The 17,106-nt window shown below is 61.3% G+C and carries 15 protein-coding genes and 2 pseudogenes; 10 read left to right on the forward strand and 7 right to left on the reverse strand.

Annotated elements, in window-relative coordinates; translation table 11 throughout:
* A complete protein-coding gene (locus DM992_RS37485) occupies positions 1–927 on the reverse strand; it encodes a LysR family transcriptional regulator (protein ID WP_111021300.1) in 927 nt (308 codons plus the stop codon).
* A gap of 86 nt (positions 928–1,013) precedes the next feature.
* On the opposite strand from DM992_RS37485, the gene DM992_RS42075 reads away from it, so the two are divergent.
* The 6 genes and pseudogenes from DM992_RS42075 (at position 1,014) to DM992_RS37510 (ending at position 7,363) form a co-directional block, all read left to right on the forward strand.
* Positions 1,014–1,346: a hypothetical protein gene (locus tag DM992_RS42075; protein WP_162631831.1), complete on the forward strand. Its 333-nt coding sequence runs from the start codon at positions 1,014–1,016 to the stop codon at positions 1,344–1,346.
* Complete coding sequence (locus DM992_RS37490; RefSeq protein ID WP_111021301.1) at positions 1,347–2,309, forward strand: alpha/beta fold hydrolase; 963 nt, start codon at positions 1,347–1,349, stop codon at positions 2,307–2,309.
* A 71-nt stretch (positions 2,310–2,380) separates the two neighbouring features.
* Positions 2,381–3,703, forward strand: coding sequence for an SLC13 family permease (locus tag DM992_RS37495; RefSeq protein ID WP_111021302.1), 1,323 nt, complete (start codon positions 2,381–2,383; stop codon positions 3,701–3,703).
* 78 nt (positions 3,704–3,781) lie between these two features.
* Complete coding sequence (locus DM992_RS37500; protein WP_111021303.1) at positions 3,782–4,897, forward strand: porin; 1,116 nt, start codon at positions 3,782–3,784, stop codon at positions 4,895–4,897.
* Between the two features lie 128 nt (positions 4,898–5,025).
* Positions 5,026–5,917: pseudogene (locus tag DM992_RS37505) on the forward strand (IS3 family transposase); the annotation flags it as partial.
* A 48-nt stretch (positions 5,918–5,965) separates the two neighbouring features.
* Positions 5,966–7,363: an IS30 family transposase gene (locus tag DM992_RS37510; RefSeq protein WP_204356194.1), complete on the forward strand. Its 1,398-nt coding sequence runs from the start codon at positions 5,966–5,968 to the stop codon at positions 7,361–7,363.
* A 7-nt stretch (positions 7,364–7,370) separates the two neighbouring features.
* On the opposite strand, the pseudogene DM992_RS37515 reads toward DM992_RS37510, so the two are convergent.
* The 6 genes and pseudogenes from DM992_RS37515 to fdhD all read right to left on the reverse strand — a co-directional run.
* Positions 7,371–8,029, reverse strand: a pseudogene (locus DM992_RS37515) (transposase); the annotation flags it as partial.
* 95 nt (positions 8,030–8,124) lie between these two features.
* Positions 8,125–8,382 carry a molybdopterin converting factor subunit 1 gene (gene moaD / locus DM992_RS37520; RefSeq protein WP_047904135.1) on the reverse strand — a complete coding sequence of 86 codons (258 nt, stop codon included), beginning with the start codon at positions 8,380–8,382 and terminating at the stop codon, positions 8,125–8,127.
* 52 nt (positions 8,383–8,434) lie between these two features.
* The gene (locus DM992_RS37525; protein ID WP_111021304.1) at positions 8,435–9,007 is read right to left on the reverse strand and encodes a molybdenum cofactor biosynthesis protein MoaE; all 573 of its coding nucleotides are present in this window, start codon (positions 9,005–9,007) and stop codon (positions 8,435–8,437) included.
* Between the two features lie 46 nt (positions 9,008–9,053).
* Positions 9,054–10,178 (reverse strand): GTP 3',8-cyclase MoaA, encoded by a 1,125-nt coding sequence (gene moaA / locus DM992_RS37530; RefSeq protein ID WP_111021305.1) that lies wholly within the window; start codon positions 10,176–10,178, stop codon positions 9,054–9,056.
* Between the two features lie 199 nt (positions 10,179–10,377).
* Positions 10,378–11,592: a gephyrin-like molybdotransferase Glp gene (gene glp, locus DM992_RS37540; protein WP_111021306.1), complete on the reverse strand. Its 1,215-nt coding sequence runs from the start codon at positions 11,590–11,592 to the stop codon at positions 10,378–10,380.
* The gene (gene fdhD / locus DM992_RS37545) at positions 11,589–12,461 is read right to left on the reverse strand and encodes a formate dehydrogenase accessory sulfurtransferase FdhD (RefSeq protein ID WP_111021307.1); all 873 of its coding nucleotides are present in this window, start codon (positions 12,459–12,461) and stop codon (positions 11,589–11,591) included. Before fdhD ends, glp begins: the two co-directional genes overlap by 4 nt.
* A 422-nt stretch (positions 12,462–12,883) precedes the next feature.
* Between fdhD and DM992_RS37550 the strand changes: the two genes are divergently transcribed.
* The 4 genes from DM992_RS37550 to DM992_RS37565 all read left to right on the forward strand — a co-directional run bounded on the left by DM992_RS37550 (position 12,884) and on the right by DM992_RS37565 (position 17,057).
* Positions 12,884–14,284 (forward strand): cytochrome ubiquinol oxidase subunit I, encoded by a 1,401-nt coding sequence (locus DM992_RS37550; protein WP_111021308.1) that lies wholly within the window; start codon positions 12,884–12,886, stop codon positions 14,282–14,284.
* A gap of 2 nt (positions 14,285–14,286) precedes the next feature.
* Positions 14,287–15,294: a cytochrome d ubiquinol oxidase subunit II gene (gene cydB, locus DM992_RS37555; RefSeq protein ID WP_111021309.1), complete on the forward strand. Its 1,008-nt coding sequence runs from the start codon at positions 14,287–14,289 to the stop codon at positions 15,292–15,294.
* Positions 15,295–15,446: 152 nt separating this feature from the next.
* Positions 15,447–16,367: a bestrophin family protein gene (locus DM992_RS37560; protein ID WP_111021310.1), complete on the forward strand. Its 921-nt coding sequence runs from the start codon at positions 15,447–15,449 to the stop codon at positions 16,365–16,367.
* Positions 16,368–16,463: 96 nt separating this feature from the next.
* Positions 16,464–17,057, forward strand: coding sequence for an SMI1/KNR4 family protein (locus tag DM992_RS37565; protein WP_111021311.1), 594 nt, complete (start codon positions 16,464–16,466; stop codon positions 17,055–17,057).
* Positions 17,058–17,106: the final 49 nt, after the last annotated feature.

The raw sequence follows: 17,106 nt of genomic DNA on the forward strand, positions 1-17,106 counted from the left end.
CTAGGCTGATGTTGAATATTCCAATAACGTATTTCTCAACAAATCCCACATTGCTTCTGCCGGCTTGGAAAGAGGTGTATCGTGACGCCGGATTAACCCGATTGTTCTTGCGATCATGGGATTGTCTAGCCCCAGGGTCATCAATCCCCATTCTTCGCACGCAGCCAGCGCTAGTCGCGGCATCACCGCAGCTGTGTTGCCGGCACGGAGAAGACCAAGCATCGCAGTAAGGTTTTCTACTTCATCAAACCATGGAACATTTACACCATGCCTCTTAAGTGTCTGATCGATCTGCAGCCTGTTTGCACTAGATATTCCTAATCCCGCGAGGCGTATGCGTGTGTCGATTAACGTACTCAGGTTACGCCAGTCAAGTATCGTACTATTTAAGGGAAGGAGATCTTTGGGTAGCACCAATACATAGGGGTCTTGAATGACCTCTTCAGAAAAAATATCGCCATGAGGTTCGGTAATAGTATTGACGCCGAAGATCGCTCTACGGGACAGCACGTTTTCGAGAACGTGTCGGCCTGTATCGTCGTAAAGATGCAATCGTATGTTTGGAAATTGTTCGCGAAATTGCGCTAGCGTCTGAGGCACGATGGAAAATGCCGCAGTGCTGATGGCGGACAAATTCAATGTGCCACCCAACCCTAGGCCTTGCTGCACGGTGTCATGTACTGAGTAATCAAGTGCCGAAATTAGCGGTGCTGCAAGCGCATATAGATTCTTTCCCGCGTCCGTGAGAACCACTGACCGGGTGCTGCGATTGAGCAACTGGGTATCGAGTGCCTCTTCTAGGCTAGCAATGCGGCGACTGATCGCAGAGCTTGAGAGATTCAAGTTCTTCGCAGCGGCATGGAAGCTTCCTCGGCTTGCGATTTCGAGAAAAGCCCGTAATTCAGCCAAATCGTAATTGTTTCGCATTTTGCATCAATTAGTGAAAAGATTGCGATTGTACTCACCAATCGGCGTCGATACAATCCCTCTCAATCAACAAATGAGAGAAACATATGCCAATACTGAGTGTGATTATTTCGTCCGCAAAAATCCCGAGCGACGCAGCGATGGCGAAGTTTGTTGGTATTGCAGCGGACCTCTGTGAAACGACGTTGCTTGCTGCTGCAGACAAAATACAGATTCAACTTCTTTCGACGATTGCCCCTCCTTATGGTCGAGATGTCTATATGGAGTTGCGTTATCGCGAATCACCGAATCGCGATAAGTCAGTCATGAACAGCTACATGGAGAAGATGGAGAAAGTCTCCGCGTCTATTCTTGGAGTTGATCGGCCTCGTATTCGCTGTTTTCCTCAAAAAAACGATCAACTTTTCGCGAGGAATTAAATGACATTTAAACTAAAAAATATTGTCAGCTTTCATATCGGTGGTCGCAATGTTTCGTTGAGCGGGCGTGCGAAGGAGGTACGGCGACTGGCTCAAGGGGGAACTCCGAGAGAAATCGACCCAAACGGAGATTACCAATCCGGCCAGATGTATGTGCAGGGTTATCTTCAGGAAAATTCACGCCATCGGCTTCCCGTGCTGTTGTGGCATGGCGGCGGAATGACAGGTGTCAACTGGGAAACCACTCCCGATGGAAGGCCAGGCTGGCTCCATCATTTTCTGGAGGCGGGATACGATGTGTATATCAGTGATGCAGTTGAGCGAGGCCGTTCAGGGTGGAATGCTTTTCCAGATATCTATGCCGACGCGCCGCTATTTCGCACCAAGAATGAGGCATGGGACATGTTTCGCCTCGGGGAAAAGGATGGGTATCACACAAATCATGCGCTACGCGTGAGCCATCCGGAAACGCTCTTTCCCCTCGAATCGTTTGATCAGTTTGCTTGCCAATGGGTGCCTCGCTGGGCCGACCACGAGATGTTGACCATGAGCGCGTATCGGTCTCTCCTGGAAAAAATAGGACCGGCGATCGTGATTGGACATAGCCAGGGAGGTGGCTTTGCCTTAAAGGCTGCGCAGGAGTGTCCCGAGTTGGTATGGGCGACAGTCGCATTGGAACCTTCCGGTGCTCCGGATATGAATGCATCAGCTGGCAAGTCACATCCTCATTTAATCATGTGGGGCGATCATATCCATACACATAGGATATGGGCTGGCTATAGAAAAACAGTCGATAGATATGTCTCTCAACTGCGGGAGCACTCGACAACTGTCGAAGTTATTGATCTTCCAAAAGAGGGCGTGCGGGGCAATACACATTTTCTGATGATGGATCGCAACGCCCGGACTCTCGCAACACGAGTCATTGATTGGCTTGATGGTATTGCCACATGGCGAGGATAAGGATAATAAAAGCAGTCGCCCTGCGTGGTCAATGAATTCGATCGATATAAAATAGAGATGGAGACATTTAAATGTTCTGGCTTGCTGTGCTAATGGTGCTGATCACGCTTATTCTGCTCATGAGCGGGAAAGTGTCGCCGCTTTTCGCCTTTGTTGCTGTTCCGATCACGTCGGCGGCTATTGCTGGATTCTCTCTCGACCAGATAATCGGCTTCGTTTCGTATGGCATGGCGGTCGTGGCACCTATTGTCGCGTTATTCATATTTGCGATTCTCTTTTTTAGTACGATGAATGAACAGGGCCTTTTTGACCCAATGGTCAACTGGGTCGTCCGTATTGCTGGTAATAATCCGTCACTGGTCATGATTGCGACCGTCGTCGCCGCCGCGATCTGCCATCTCGATGGCGCGGGCGCAACAACCTACGTCATTACCATCACCGCCTTCTTGCCCATTTATCGGCAAGTCGGGATCAATACGTTGCATCTTCCGATGTTGACGGGGATGAGTGCCGGCATTATGAACATGCTGCCATGGACTGCTGCGACGTTGCGAGCGGCAAGCGTCATCAAGATGGACCCTGTAGATCTGTGGCGACCGCTTGCCATTCCACAAGCTATCGGCCTGGTTGCCACCATCTGTATTGCCTGGTGGATTGGACAGCGGGAAGCGCTGCGACCTGCTGAGAGTACGTCAGTAATGGGTGGTGAGCGCGCCGGGGGCGATGCTCCGCCGGTTCCCGATGCGGCAGGAAACACATTTTCCAGAAATGGAGGCATCTGGCGCTACAGCTTCAATCTTCTTCTGACGCTGGCTGTGATCCTGACCTTGTTGTTTTTTCCGCGCATACCGAGCGTCGTCGTATTCATGGTCGGACTGGCCGCATCTCTACTGATGAACTACCGAACCGCCGCAGCGCAATTAGCGATGGTGAAGCGTCATTCAGCGGAGGCCTTGCTGCTGTCAACCGTGTTGCTGTGCGCCGGCGTCTTTCTGGGCGTTCTCACCAAGAGCGGCATGTTAGACCATATCTCCAATCAACTCATTGCTGTTCTTCCCGGTTCGGCTGCGCGCTATCTGCATCTTGGATTAGGCGTGTTGGCCACGCCTCTAGGAATGGGCGTGGGATCTGATTCGTACTACTTCGGAATTCTTCCTGTCGTCGTAAAAGTGATTGCTCCCTTCGGTATCAATCCGGAAACGGTTGCCCGGGCGATGATGATTGGCGAAAACGTTGGATTTGCCATTAGCCCGATGATTGGAAGCGCTTACCTGGCAGCAGGATTGGCTGAGGTCGATTTTGGCCGTCACATCCGCCATTCATTTTTTAGAACCTGGTTGGTCGCCTTACTGGTTCTTCTTGCAGGCATTGTATGCGGTGCAATTCAGATCTGATGGAATCCGTCCATCGTTCGCGAATTTGATAATTAGTATTTCACAAGTCTCTGGCCGACTCAAGCAGTCTGGAAATGCATGCACCTCAAGAGCGATATGAAACAAAAAACATATCTGGCGACAGTAGCTCTGGCGCTGGTCAACGGTGCAGCACACGCAGGCAGCAATGTCATTTTTTACGGTATTGCCGATGTGGGAGTTCGCTATAGCAGTGGCCTCAATGCCAGCAATGCCCCGATCACTTCCCATTCAGTTGCAGCAATCAGCAGCGGTGTGAACAATACGAGCCGCTGGGGACTGAAAGGGCAAGAGGATCTTGGGTCGGGAATGGCGACTATCTTTCAATTGGAAGGCGGTTTCAACATCGGCACTGGCGCCGCCGCGAAGTCCGACAAGCTGTTTGAACGCCTATCCTTTATCGGCCTCAAGTCCAGATACGGGACGCTGACGGTCGGTCGCCAGGCTACGATTCTGGCGGACGCGATTTCCCCGGTTGATCCTCTCGGAATGCGCTACGCCAGCTTCAATCCTAACATTACGCTGACGGCACTGAGCAATACAGATTTTGGTAGGCACGCGTTCGCAACCCAGTACGGCACCAGCGGTTACAACAACAGCTCCTATCGTCTCGACAATATGCTGAAGTACTCCGCTAACTACGGGCCGGCGACGGCGCGTCTTGCCTATTCGGCGGGCCAGGTGGCGGGCAACTTCAAAGCGCTCTCGACATCAGGAGCGGGATTGTCGTATGAAAACGGGCCGTTTATCGTTTCCGGCGCATATATGAACTTACGCAATAGAGAGAGTCTGGCTTTGAGTGCTTACACACTCGGTGCTGCCTATTCATTCGGTTACCTAACCGTGAAAGCTAACTATGCCTACAACATCGCTAATACCCGGGCGAGCCAGCAGACCCGTACCTGGATCTCGTCGGTGGGTAGTTCATATTTAATTAACCCTTCTCTTTCACTGACTACCGCTTATTACCGTGCCAGGCGGGAAAGTGCCGGTTTTGTTGACGATGGTTTCGATCGTGTTCTTGCCTACCTGGAGTACTCGCTGTCGAAGCGAAGCACGGTGTATCTGGAGGGGGATTACACCAAATGGAAAGGCGACGCAGCAGGATTGACAGGCGGGCTGGAAAACAAATCACGAGGAATTGGCGTTACCTTGGGGCTTGTGCACAAGTTCTAGAAAATCTTGTTCAAAGATTGGATGATCCATATGGCCAGCCCGTTCGGCCGATCCAGAGAACGTGAGCTTGCCCCCGCAAAACGAATCCCTTGCTGAGCGTTTAAACTCAAGCAAGGAGAGTCAAGAAGATGAGCAAGATGACGCGGGCGCGCTACACGCTCGAATTCAAGCTGGAAGCGGTTCGGCTGGTCAAAGCTGGCCAGAGCGTTGCGGCGGTGGCCGCGACGCTGGACGTGCCGGCGCAGTCGATTTCCAACTGGTTGAAAGCTGAGCAGGACGGCAAGCTTGGCGGAGCCGGCACGAAGCCGGTAAGCCCAGAGCAGATGGAGCTGTCGAGGCTGCGCGCCGAAGTCGCTCGCCTAAAGATGGAGCGCGATATTTAAAAAAAGCGTGCGCGTACTTCGCGAAGGAGTCGACGTGAAGTACGCGTTCATCGAGCGCAATCGCCATCACTGGCCGATTTCGGTGCTGTGCGAGGTGCTCGATGTGAGCCCCAGCGGCTTTCATCAGCGGCGGCAACGCACTGCACAGGACAAGCCACGCCGAGACCATGTGAGCGACGATGCACTGCTGGCGCATATCAAGGCGATTCACGCGCAGGTCAAAGGCGAGTACGGCTGGCCGCGCATGTGAAAAGAGTTGGTTGCGCGCGGCGTGCGCGTGGGCAAAGAGCGTGTTCGCAAGCTGATGGCGCAGCATGGTATCCGGGCCCGTCACAAGCGCAAGTACATCGCGACGACGAACTCGAATCACAACCTGCCGGTGGCGCCGAACTTGTTGGCGCGTAACTTTACAGCGACGGCGCCGCACCAGGTCTGGACGAGTGACATCACGTACTGCGCAACGGCTGAGGGCTGGGTTTATCTGGCGGTCATCATCGACCTGTTCAGCCGGCAGGTAGTGGGCTGGTCGATGCAGCCACACATGAAAGCAGAGCTGGTCACCGATGCCCTGAGTATGGCGTGGTTCCGGCGCCGCCCAGACGCTGGCGTCATTGTCCATAGCGACAGGGGTAGCCAGGGCGCATTCAACCGGTCGTCGCAACACCTTTGATCGAGGAGGTGTTGCATGAGACGCAGTGCGAAGCAGGTGTATCGGTTGACTGGGCGTGAGGCGATGTACTCTCCGGGCGCGCCATCACTTGGACATGAGATCGAGCGTCGGTTTTGGCAACAGATCGCGACTGGCATTACAAGTGAGAAAGCAGCGGAGGCGGTCAGCGTGTCTCAAGCGGTAGGTTCGCGCTGGTTCCGCTATCGTGGCGGCATGCCACTATTCATGTCGAAACCTATTGCGGGTCGATACTTGTCGTTCGCTGAACGAGAAGAGATAGCATTGCTTTCTGTCCAAGGCCTCGGGGTGCGCGAAATTGCCCGCCGTATCGGACGCAGTCCATCAATCGTTTCGCGAGAACTCACGCGCAATGCTGCGACACGTGGCGGGTACCTCGAGTATCGTGCTTCGGTCGCGCAGTGGAAGGCGGAACGATTCGCCAAACGACCAAAGCCATCGAAGCTGGCGACTAATGCGCGGCTGCGTCAATATGTACAGGAACGCTTGGAGGGCAAAGTATATGGCGCTGATGGACGTGAAATTTCCGGGCCGAGGCAGGCGCCGTTCAAGGGACGAAATAAACCGCATCGCGGTGACCGAACGTGGGTCAACGGCTGGTCACCCGAGCAAGTTGCCAATCGATTGCAGGTAGATTTCCCGGACGATGAATCTATGCGTATCTCTCACGAAGCGATTTACCAAGCGCTCTATATTCAAGGGCGCGGTGCACTCAAGCGTGAGTTGGTGGGCTGCCTGCGCACCGGGCGCGCGTTGCGCGTTCCTCGAGCGAGAGCGCGTGCGAAGGCTTGGGCGCATGTCAGCAAGGATGTGATGATTTCCAGCCGGCCTGCAGAGGCGGAGGATCGTGCGGTGCCGGGCCATTGGGAAGGCGACCTGCTCATTGGCCTGAACCGATCAGCCATTGGGACGCTGGTGGAAAGATCAAGCCGTTTCACGATGCTCGTGCACCTGCCTCGGGAAAAAGGCTATGGGCAGATTCCGCGCACGAAAAATGGGCCTCCGCTGGCCGGCTACGGAGCTGTCACGATGGCCAACGCGCTCAAGAAGACCGTGGCGGACCTGCCTGCCCAGCTGTGGCGATCATTGACCTGGGATCGCGGTAAGGAGTTGTCGGATCGCGTCCGCTTCACGATTGAGTCCGGCGTGAAAGTCTTCTTCGCCGACCCGCATGGTCCATGGCAGCGTGGCACGAACGAAAACACGAATGGCCTTCTACGACAATATGTCCCGAAGGGCACTGACCTATCCCGATGGAGTGCTCAAGAGATCCACGCAGTTGCCAATGCACTGAACACCAGGTCCCGGAAAACTCTCGGCTGGAAGACGCCTGCGGAAGCACTGGACGAGTACCTAGAATCTGTTCAAAAATGCAGTGTTGCGACGACCGGTTGAATGCGCCATCCTGGTTCAACAGATTCGGCGCGACAGGCAGGTCGTGCTTCGAATTCGTCGTGGCCTTGAACCGGCGTTCCTGCTTGCAGCGCAGTCCCAGTTTTCCGCGCAGCCGCCTGATCCGGTGCACGCCGATTCGCACGCCACGTTCCTCGAGATGTTGCTGCAGGCGCTCGGGCCCGAAGCTTTCCCGGGTTCGCTGATGTGCCGCAAGTACCTCCGCTTCCAGGCGAGGCTCCTGCTGCGTTCTTTCGGATGGCCTGCGCTTGCGCTACGCATAGTAGCCGCTTACCGATACGGCCAGCACGCGGCACATCGGCGGCACGGGATAGTCCTGTCGCATTTGTTCGATCACGCCGTACTTCACCGCGACTCCTTCGCGAAGTACGTCGCGAACTTTTTTAGCAGGTCGCGCTCCATTCTGACCTCGGCCAGTTCGCGCTTGACCTGCGCCAGCTCGGCCTCCATTTCCGTCAGTGGCCTCTGGCGTCGGCCGACCTCATTCAGCTTACCGGCCTTCGCCGCGCGCACCCAGTTTGCCAGCGTCTTGATTGGGATCGACAAGCGCCGGGAAGCTTCCGACACCCCCACACCTTCCGTCAACGCCAGCTTGACCGCTTCGTCGCGAAGCTCCTTCGTATAGACCGCTCTTGGAATTCGATTCATCCATGCCTCCGTTTCCAGATTTTACGAAACGTTGGCTTCCATTTTTCCGACCGACCTCGAACCGATGTCATGACGGATTGCGGCCCCTCATCATGTCACCCGCCCGTCACCGGCGGGAAAAACGCGACCTCGCTGTCTTCCCGCACGACGAAGCCGCCCGTCACCATCTCGAGATTCACGGCAGCCCGCACCGGCCTGTCCATCCGCAGCGCTTCGGCGCTGCGTGCGTCGCGTGCGGCCAGCGTACTGCGCAGCGCATCGACGGTAAGTTCGCGCGCATCGATCTCGACGATTTCCTCGTCGGTATCGAGTTGCTCGCGAATGCTTGCAAAGTATTTGATCGTCAGTTTCATCGCGATGTCTTGAGTGGAATCGGCCGAATCGGAAAACGCGACGCGGGCGCGGTCAGCCCCAGCGCCGCATTGCCTGGTCGTCGTGTGCCTTCGCCTCGACCCAGCCCGATTCGCCGTCGTGCCGGATCTCCTTCTTCCAGAACGGTGCGTGGGTCTTCAGGAAGTCCATCAGGAATTCGCACGCATCGAACGCGGACCCGCGATGCGCGGCAGCCACCACGACCAGCACGACCGCCTGGCCGAGCGGAATGCGCCCGACGCGGTGCACGATCCTGACCACTTCGAGCCGCCAGCGCGCGCTGGCTTCCTCGACGATGCTCCACAGGGCCTGTTCGGTCATCGTCGGGTAGTGCTCGACTTCGAGCGCGACGACATCGTCGACGTCGCCTTCGTTGCGCACGACACCGAGGAAATTCACGACCGCGCCGACATTCGGATTGCGAACGATCGGCGCGAGCTCGCCGCCCGCGTCGATCGCCGAATACTGCACGCGTACTTCGAAGCCGGCAGAAATTGACGGGGGCGGCGCGGTGTGCGGGTCGGTCGTGTCGGCGGAATGGGAATGGCTGTCGGCGCGCAACGGATCGTCCGGCAGCCCGGCGCGGGATTCGGTGAAGCTCGTCATGACGGTTCTCCTGTAGGCGGTGCGTCCTGTATCGCGCGGCGGCCCGTCAGCCGCCGACGAGCGACATGCGCACGGTCGGATAGGTCTTGCCCGGCGCGCGGGCCGGCCGTGCGGCCCGGCGCTCGGAATAGCGGTCGTCGCGCCGCGTCCAGCGATCGCGCACGGCGGCGGCGAGCGTGTCGACCGGCGCTGCATCGTCGAGCCACGGCCGCAGGTCGGTGCCCTGGGTTGCGAACAGGCACGTATAAAGCTTGCCGTCGGCCGACACGCGTGCACGCGAGCAGGTGCCGCAGAACGGATGCGACACGCTCGCGATGAAGCCGACCTCGCCCGCACCGTCGATGTGCGCGCAACGGATTGCGGTCGCGTCGTGCCCCGGTTCGCCGACGAGCACGAGCGGATAGTGCTCGTCGATCAGCTCGCGCATGCGCGCGGCCGGCACGACCTTGTCGCCGGACCAGAAGCTCGCGCCGCCGACGTCCATGTATTCGATGAAGCGCACGGCCACGCCGGTATGCCGGAAGTGACGCACGAGCGGCAGGATCTGGTCGTCGTTCGCGCCGCGTTCGATTACCGCGTTGACCTTGACCGGCGCGAGCCCGGCCGCATGCGCGGCTTCGATGCCGGCCAGCACGCGCGACACGGGCACGTCGGAGTCGCTCATCCGGCGGAACACCGCGTCGTCGAGCGCATCGAGGCTCACGGTCACGCGTGACAGCCCCGCGTCGCGCAGCGAGCGTGCTTTCGCGGCGAGCAGCGAACCGTTGGTCGTCAGCGCGATTTCGACGGGCTTGCCGTCGACGGTCGTCAGTGCGGCGAGCCGTTCGATCAACGCTTCGAGATTGCGGCGCAGTAGCGGCTCGCCGCCGGTGATGCGGATTTTCTCGACACCGAGCGACATGAACGCACGTGCGATCTTTTCCAGTTGCGCGAACGACAGCCGCTCGGACGACGGCATGAATTCGTAGCCGGCGCCGAAGCTTTCGCGCGGCATGCAGTAGCCGCAGCGGAAATTGCACTGGTCGATCACGGACAGGCGCAGGTCGCGCAGCGGGCGACCGAGCGTGTCGGTCGTGCGGGGAAAGGCGCCGGGCGATGCGCCGCCGGATGAAGCGGCGGCGGCCGGCGTGGCGGAAACGATGGCATTCACGATCGGTTCGTCGGCCTGCATGAAGTAAGCGGTTGGACGTCGCCGATCGGCCGCGTGCGTGCCGACGTATCGGCGCACAGGTCGTGGCGAGCCTCATCGTGAGCATAGTCCGCCGGACTTTTCCGGCAGGGACACAATCGCGCCCGAATCGCAGGAATACAGTTCGTCGCGCGGGATGCGACGCGAATGCGCGGCATCGGGCGGCTATCAAGCGTCGCGCTCATGCGAGCCAGTGCGCGAATTCGTAGTACGGCACCGCGTCGCCGCGCGCGATATGCTTCCCGGCCGGCAGCCGGGCGAGCCCGCTCGCCTGCACGAGCGATTGCAACGTGCCTGCGCCTTGCTGGCGCAGCGTGTCGAGCACGGCCGAGCCGTCGGAGCCGACGGCGCAGCGCACGCGCACGAAACGTTCGCGCTGCGCATCCGGCTCGAAGTCCATGTCGATCGGCAGCGACGGCACGCGCGGTACGCACGCGTCGCGCCCCTGCAGACAGCGGACCAGCGGCGCGACGAACAGCGCGAACGCTGTCATCGCGGCCCCCGGATTGCCGGGCAGCAGCACCACGGGCCGTGCGTCGAGCCGCGCGAGCGCGACCGGCTTGCCGGGTTTCATGCGCACGCCACCGACGACGAACGATGCGCCGAGCGCGGCCAGCGCGGGGCGCAGCAGGTCCTTGTCGCCGACCGACGCGCCGCCGACGCAGATCACCAGGTCGCAACACGCGTGCAGGTCGCGCAGCGCACGATCGACGGCGGGCGCCGTGTCGGCCGCGTGCAGGCTCATTGCAACGCCGGCACCGATTCCCGATACCAGTGCGGCGAGCATCGGCGCATTGCTGTTGTAGATATGCTGCGGCGCACGCGGCTGGCCGCACGCGACGAGTTCGTCGCCGGTCGTCAGGATGCCGACACGCAGCGCCGGGCGCACGTCGATGCGCGCGAAACCTTGTGCGGCGGCCACGCCGACGTGCAGCGCGCCCATCCGCACGCCGGCCGGCACGAGCAGGTCGCCGGCTCGCACTTCCTCGCCCCGGCAGCGGATGTGCGAGCCGCTGCGCTGCGGCGCGTCGAATGCGACCCGGCCGTCCTGTTCGTGCGCATGCTCCTGCATCACGACGGTGTCGGCGCCGGCCGGAATCAGGCTGCCGGTGAAGATGCGCGCGGCCGTGCGCGCGGCCAGCGGCGCGGGCGTGTCGCCCGCATAGCAGCGCTGCGCGACGCGCAGCGGCTCGCCGTGCGCGAGATCCGCGTGACGCACGGCGTAGCCGTCCATCGCGCTCTGGTCGGCCGGCGGCTGGTCGAGCACGGCGGTTAGCGGTGCGGCCAGCACGTGGCCGGCCGCGTCCGCGACGGGCATGGAAACGACCGCGTCCAGCGGCGCGAATGCGCTGGCGAAATGCTGCTGCGCGGTGTCGAAATCGATCAGTTGTTTCATGACGAGAGAGCCGGTTGCGCTTGCGAAAGCGCCGGTTGGTCGGGACGAGCGGCGTTGGGCGACACGTATTCGACGAAGCCGTCGTTGCGGCAGAAGCCGAGCAGCCGCACGCCGGCTTCGCGGGCGACGTCGATCGCCAGCGACGTCGGTGCGGAGATCGTCGCGATCATCGGAATGCCGACCCGTGCGGCCTTGCGCACCAGTTCGTAGCTCGCGCGGCTCGACAGGAACGCGAAACCCGCGTGCAGGTCGGCGCGGCGCCGCGCGAGCCTACCGATCAGCTTGTCGAGCGCGTTGTGGCGGCCGACGTCCTCGAACATGTCGAGCACGGCGCCATCGCGGTCGCACCATGCGGCCGCGTGGATGCCGCCCGTCTCGCACATCAGCGTCTGGCGGGGCGGCAACGCGCGCGCGGCGCGCGCGATCGCGTCGGCGCCGATGCCGGCGGCCGCGCCGGCGGCGTCGATGCGCGGCGGATGCAGGTCGAGCTGCGCGATGCTTTCGATTCCGCATACGCCGCAGCCCGTGCGGCCGGCCAGCGCACGGCGGTGCGCCTTCAGCGCCATGAACGCCTGCTGCGACACGGTGAGCCGCACTTCGGCGCTGCCGGGCCGGCATTCGCTCTCGATGTCGAACACGTCGGATGCGCGTTCGACGATGCCTTCGCTCAGCGCGAAGCCGAGCCCGAACGCGTCGAGGTCGATCGGCGTCGCCATCATGACCGTGTGCGAGATGCCGTTGAACACGAGTGCAACCGGCGTTTCGTCGACGACGCGATCGACGGAATCGCGCGTTTCGCCGGCACGATGACGCGTCACGTGACACGCGGTGCTGCCGGTCGGATCGTCGCGGCGGGTGCAGGACTCCATGCGTTTTTCTCCAGGCGGATCGGCCGGTGTGCCGGCCGGGCCCGGCGCGTACGCCGGGCGACGGGATCGGATGCTGCCGGGCGGGCGCCGAGGGGCGCGCCATCGCTGCGGGCAGGCGTTGCTTCACATGGTAAGGGCGGTGAACAGCGCGCCGCAGGCACAGCGTCGCAACGCGGAAAGCAGTACAGCTGACCACGCCGCAGGCGCGAAATGTGTTTTCCGTGCACACATCCTCGCCGACGGAACCATCACAGTTTCAGCGCACGTTCGAGTGATTGCGAGTATCGTGGCAAACGCGATATCGTCATTCACGCTTCGACGCCATGCGAATGATCGTTTGTGGTCGCATGTGTTGTCGCCAAGCCGTCGCGCGATTTCCTGCTTCGGGCGGACGTTCTCACAATCACGAGCAAATTACGGTCATGGAAATCTTCGATGCGTTCCATCTCGCACGATTGCAATTCGCGTTCACGGTGTCGTTCCACATCGTGTTTCCCGCGATCAGCATCGGCATGGCGAGCTTCCTGGCGGTGCTGGAATGGCGTTATCTCGTCACCGGCGATGCCGCCTACAAATCCATGTTCCAGTTCTGGTCGAAGATCTTCGCGATCGGCTTCGGGATGGGGGTGGTCTCCGGCGTCGTGATGGCGTACGAGTTCGGCACGAACTGGGCCGGCTTCTCGCGCGTCGCCGGCAACATTACGGGGCCGCTGCTCACGTATGAAGTGCTGACGGCGTTCTTCCTCGAAGCCGGCTTCCTCGGCGTGATGCTGTTCGGCTGGCAGCGCGTGAGCCCTCGCGCGCACTTCTTCGCGACGCTGATGGTCGCGGTCGGCACGCTGATCTCGACGTTCTGGATTCTTGCATCGAACAGCTTCATGCAGACGCCGCAGGGCTACAGGATCGAGAACGGCCTCGTCGTGCCGGTCGACTGGTTCAAGATCATCTTCAATCCGTCGTTCCCGTATCGCCTCGTGCACATGACGATCGCGGCATTCATCGTCGCGGGCTTCATCGTCGCCGCGTGCGGTGCGTGGCACCTGCTGAAGGGGCGCCGCGACGAGCCGGTGAAGCGCAGCTTCTCGATGGCGCTGTGGATGCTGCTGCTGCTCGCGCCGATCCAGATCGTCGTCGGCGACGCGCACGGGCTGAACACGCGCGAATACCAGCCGGCGAAGATCGCGGCGATCGAGGGGCTGTGGGAAACCGAGAAGGGCGGCACCGCGCTGAACCTCGTCGGGCTGCCCGACATGCAGGCCGAAACCACGCGCTATGCGATCCAGGTGCCGCATCTCGGCAGCCTGATCCTCACGCACAGCTGGAGCGGCGAAATCCGCGGGCTGAAGGAATTCCCGCCGCAGGACCGCCCGTATTCGCCGATCGTGTTCTGGACGTTCCGGATCATGGCCGGCCTCGGGATGCTGATGCTGCTGACCGCGCTGCTCGGGCTGCTGCTGAGAAAGGGCGGGCGCCTGTATGAAACGCGCTGGTTCCAGTGGTTCGTGGTGGGCATGGGGCCGTCGGGCATCGTCGCGCTGCTGGCCGGCTGGATCACGACCGAGGTCGGGCGGCAGCCGTGGACCGTATACGGCGTGCTGCGCACCGTCGATTCCGTTGCGCCGCTCAGCGCGCAGCAGGTCGGCGTGTCGCTGCTGATCTTCGTGGTCGTGTATTTCCTGGTATTCGGAACGGGTATCTACTACATGATGAAACTGATGAAGCGCGGGCCGGCTGCACAGGCCGGGTACATCGAGCTCCACCGGCATCCGGGCCTGCGCAACCGCGCGCTGGCCACGTCGCTGGATACCACCGAGGCGGAGTAACCATGCAAATCGATCTTCCTGTCATCTGGGCCGCGATCATCGGCCTTGGCGTGTTCATCTACGTGATGCTGGACGGTTTCGATCTCGGCATCGGCCTGCTGTTCCCGTTCTTCGATGCGAAAGCCGAGCGACAAGTGATGCTCGACACCGTCGCGCCGGTGTGGGACGGCAACGAGACGTTCCTGGTGCTCGGCGGCGCGGGGCTCTATGGCGCGTTCCCGGTCGTGTATTCGACGCTGCTGCCCGCGAATTATCTGCCGCTGGTGCTGATGCTGGTCGGGCTGATCTTCCGCGGCGCGGCGTTCGAACTGCGCGCGAAGGCGACCCGCACGCAGCACATGTGGGATCTCGCGTTCATCGGCGGCTCCGCGCTCGCGGCGTTCTGCCAGGGGATCGTGCTCGGTTCGCTGCTGCAGGGCATCAAGATCGAGAACAACCAGTTCGCGGGCGGGCCGTTCGACTGGCTGTCGCCGTTCAGCCTGCTCTGCGGGATCGGCGTGCTCGTCACGTATGCGACGCTCGGCTGCGGCTGGCTGATCCTGAAGGTCGACGGCGAACTGCAGCGCAAGATGCGGCTGCTGATGAAGCCGCTCGCGGGCGTGCTGCTCGCCGTGATGGCCGTCGTCAGCCTGTGGACCGTGATCGGGCTGCCGGCCGTCGCGTACCGCTGGTTCGGCAGCGGCAACCTCGGCTGGTTCCTGCCGGTGCCGGTCCTCGTCGTCGCGTGCGTGTGGGGCATCTTCCACACCGTGAAGCGCCAGCACGAGGCCACGCCGTTCCTGCTGACGCTCGCGCTCGTGTTCCTCGGCTACACGGGGCTCGTGATCAGCATCTGGCCGAACATCGTGCCGCCGTCACTGACGATCTGGGACGCGTCGTCGAGCCATTCGAGCCAGCTGTTCGCGCTCGTCGGCACCGTGATCGTGCTGCCGATCATCCTCGTGTACAACGCGATGCAGTACCGCGTGTTCCGCGGCAAGGTGCGCGAGGGCGACATCGGCTATCACTGAGCGGCGCGCGATGTGACGGGGCGCGGCGTGCGCGGGCGTATCATCACGCGCGGCACGGCCCCTGCCCGAAAGCGGCCCGCCACGCGCGGGCCGTTGCGCATCGGGTGCGCGCGTTGCGTGTTGCGTATTCCTTTGTCAGGCGAGAAACAACCATGATCGTCAGACCACGACAAAACTGGCTCAGGATGCTGTTCGTATGGAACGGCTCCGTGCTGCAATCGATCATTCCGCAACTGGTGTTCATGGCGATCGTCAGCACGCTGGCGGTCTTCACGAACGGGCGCATCTTCGGCGAGAAGATTCCGCTCAACACCGCGCCGTTCACGCTGTTCGGGCTCGCGCTCGCGATCTTCCTCGCGTTTCGCAACAACGCGAGCTTCGAGCGGTTCAAGGAGGCGCGGCATCTGTGGGGCAACCTGCTGATCACGGCGCGCGCCGTGACGTCGCAGCTTCATCGCTACCTGCCCGACAGCGTCGGGGATGCCGAGCGCAACCGGCTCGCCGATCTGCTGATCGCGTTCACGTATGCGCTGAAGCATCAGCTGCGCCATACCGATCCGACCGAAGACCTGCAGCGCATCCTCGGCGCGGAGCGCGCCGGCGCGCTCGCACGCAAATGCTTCAAGCCGGTCGCGATCCTCGACGAGCTGCGCGGCGGCATCGTCCGCGCGCTGGGCCGCGCGCCCGGCAGCGACGCGACGTGCTGGATGTTCGAGACGCAGCTCGACGAACTGGGCAAGTCGGTGGGTGGTTGCGAGCGCATCCTGTCGACGCCGATCCCGTTCTCGTACAGCGTGCTGCTGCACCGCACCGTGTATGCGTACTGCGTGCTGCTGCCGTTCGGCCTCGTCGATTCGACGGAATTCTTTACGCCGCTGATCTGCGTGTTCATCTCGTACACGCTGATCGCACTCGAAGCGATCGCGAACGAGGTTGCCGAGCCGTTCGGCCTCGCGCCGAATGCGCTCGCGCTCGATGCGATGACGCGCACGATCGAGCGGTCGGTGCTCGAACTGGGCGATCGCGCGATGCCGGAGGAATTCGAGCCGGCGTCGACGTACCAGATCACGTAAGCGGGCGCGCAACGCGTCGGTTATCCGGTCGGCAAAGCGGGCTGCGGCGGGCGCTAGAATGGCGCTTGCCCGTTTCCCGAACCCGGACCTGACGCGATGACCCTCGTCGACACCTATCTGGCCGGCCTGCGCGCCGCGCTGCCCGACGCCGACAATGCGGCGCTCGCCGCCGCCACCGGCGCGATGCCCGCGCAACTCGACGCGCTGCGCGCCGCGTATCCGCAATGCCCGGCCAGCCTGCTCGAACTGCTCGGCAAACTCGACGGCACGTACTGGCGCGACTACGGCGGCACGACGATCAACGTGCTGGTGCTGGGCTCCGACGTCTACGAATATCCGTACTACCTGCTGTCGGCCGAGCAGATGCTCGACGAAGCCGCGAAGTACCGCGACAGCATCGCGGACATCTACGGCGACGACGCGAACGACGACGGCGAACTCGTCGATCCGCGCATCGACATCGCATTGCCGATGAGCCGACGCCTGTGTTTCTCGCATTGCATGAACAACGGCGGCACGTCGCAGCTCTACATCGACTTCGATCCGGCGCCCGGCGGCAAGGTGGGGCAGGTCGTGCGCTTCCTGCACGATCCCGACAGCTACGCGGTGATCGCCGACGACTTCGACGGCTACCTGCGCCAGCTGATCGACGGCGGTTATGCGTTTGTCATCGATTTCGACGAAGCATAGCGGCAGGGGCGTTGCCTGTTATCGCCGATGCGGCGTGACCGGGCGAACG

It is taken from the genome of Burkholderia sp. JP2-270 (assembly GCF_003233675.1).
Taxonomy (GTDB): domain Bacteria; phylum Pseudomonadota; class Gammaproteobacteria; order Burkholderiales; family Burkholderiaceae; genus Burkholderia; species Burkholderia pyrrocinia_C.

Coding starts and splice junctions, on each gene's coding strand:
- fdhD (WP_111021307.1), bottom strand. CDS start 12,461: ATGGAGTCCTGCACCCGCCGCGACGATCCGACCGGCAGCACCGCGTGT.
- DM992_RS37500 (WP_111021303.1), top strand. CDS start 3,782: ATGCACCTCAAGAGCGATATGAAACAAAAAACATATCTGGCGACAGTA.
- moaA (WP_111021305.1), bottom strand. CDS start 10,178: ATGCAGGCCGACGAACCGATCGTGAATGCCATCGTTTCCGCCACGCCG.
- DM992_RS37510 (WP_204356194.1), top strand. CDS start 5,966: ATGAGACGCAGTGCGAAGCAGGTGTATCGGTTGACTGGGCGTGAGGCG.
- DM992_RS37550 (WP_111021308.1), top strand. CDS start 12,884: ATGGAAATCTTCGATGCGTTCCATCTCGCACGATTGCAATTCGCGTTC.
- DM992_RS37495 (WP_111021302.1), top strand. CDS start 2,381: ATGTTCTGGCTTGCTGTGCTAATGGTGCTGATCACGCTTATTCTGCTC.
- moaD (WP_047904135.1), bottom strand. CDS start 8,382: ATGAAACTGACGATCAAATACTTTGCAAGCATTCGCGAGCAACTCGAT.
- DM992_RS42075 (WP_162631831.1), top strand. CDS start 1,014: ATGCCAATACTGAGTGTGATTATTTCGTCCGCAAAAATCCCGAGCGAC.
- DM992_RS37565 (WP_111021311.1), top strand. CDS start 16,464: ATGACCCTCGTCGACACCTATCTGGCCGGCCTGCGCGCCGCGCTGCCC.
- DM992_RS37525 (WP_111021304.1), bottom strand. CDS start 9,007: ATGACGAGCTTCACCGAATCCCGCGCCGGGCTGCCGGACGATCCGTTG.
- DM992_RS37485 (WP_111021300.1), bottom strand. CDS start 927: ATGCGAAACAATTACGATTTGGCTGAATTACGGGCTTTTCTCGAAATC.
- DM992_RS37490 (WP_111021301.1), top strand. CDS start 1,347: ATGACATTTAAACTAAAAAATATTGTCAGCTTTCATATCGGTGGTCGC.
- DM992_RS37560 (WP_111021310.1), top strand. CDS start 15,447: ATGATCGTCAGACCACGACAAAACTGGCTCAGGATGCTGTTCGTATGG.
- glp (WP_111021306.1), bottom strand. CDS start 11,592: ATGAAACAACTGATCGATTTCGACACCGCGCAGCAGCATTTCGCCAGC.
- cydB (WP_111021309.1), top strand. CDS start 14,287: ATGCAAATCGATCTTCCTGTCATCTGGGCCGCGATCATCGGCCTTGGC.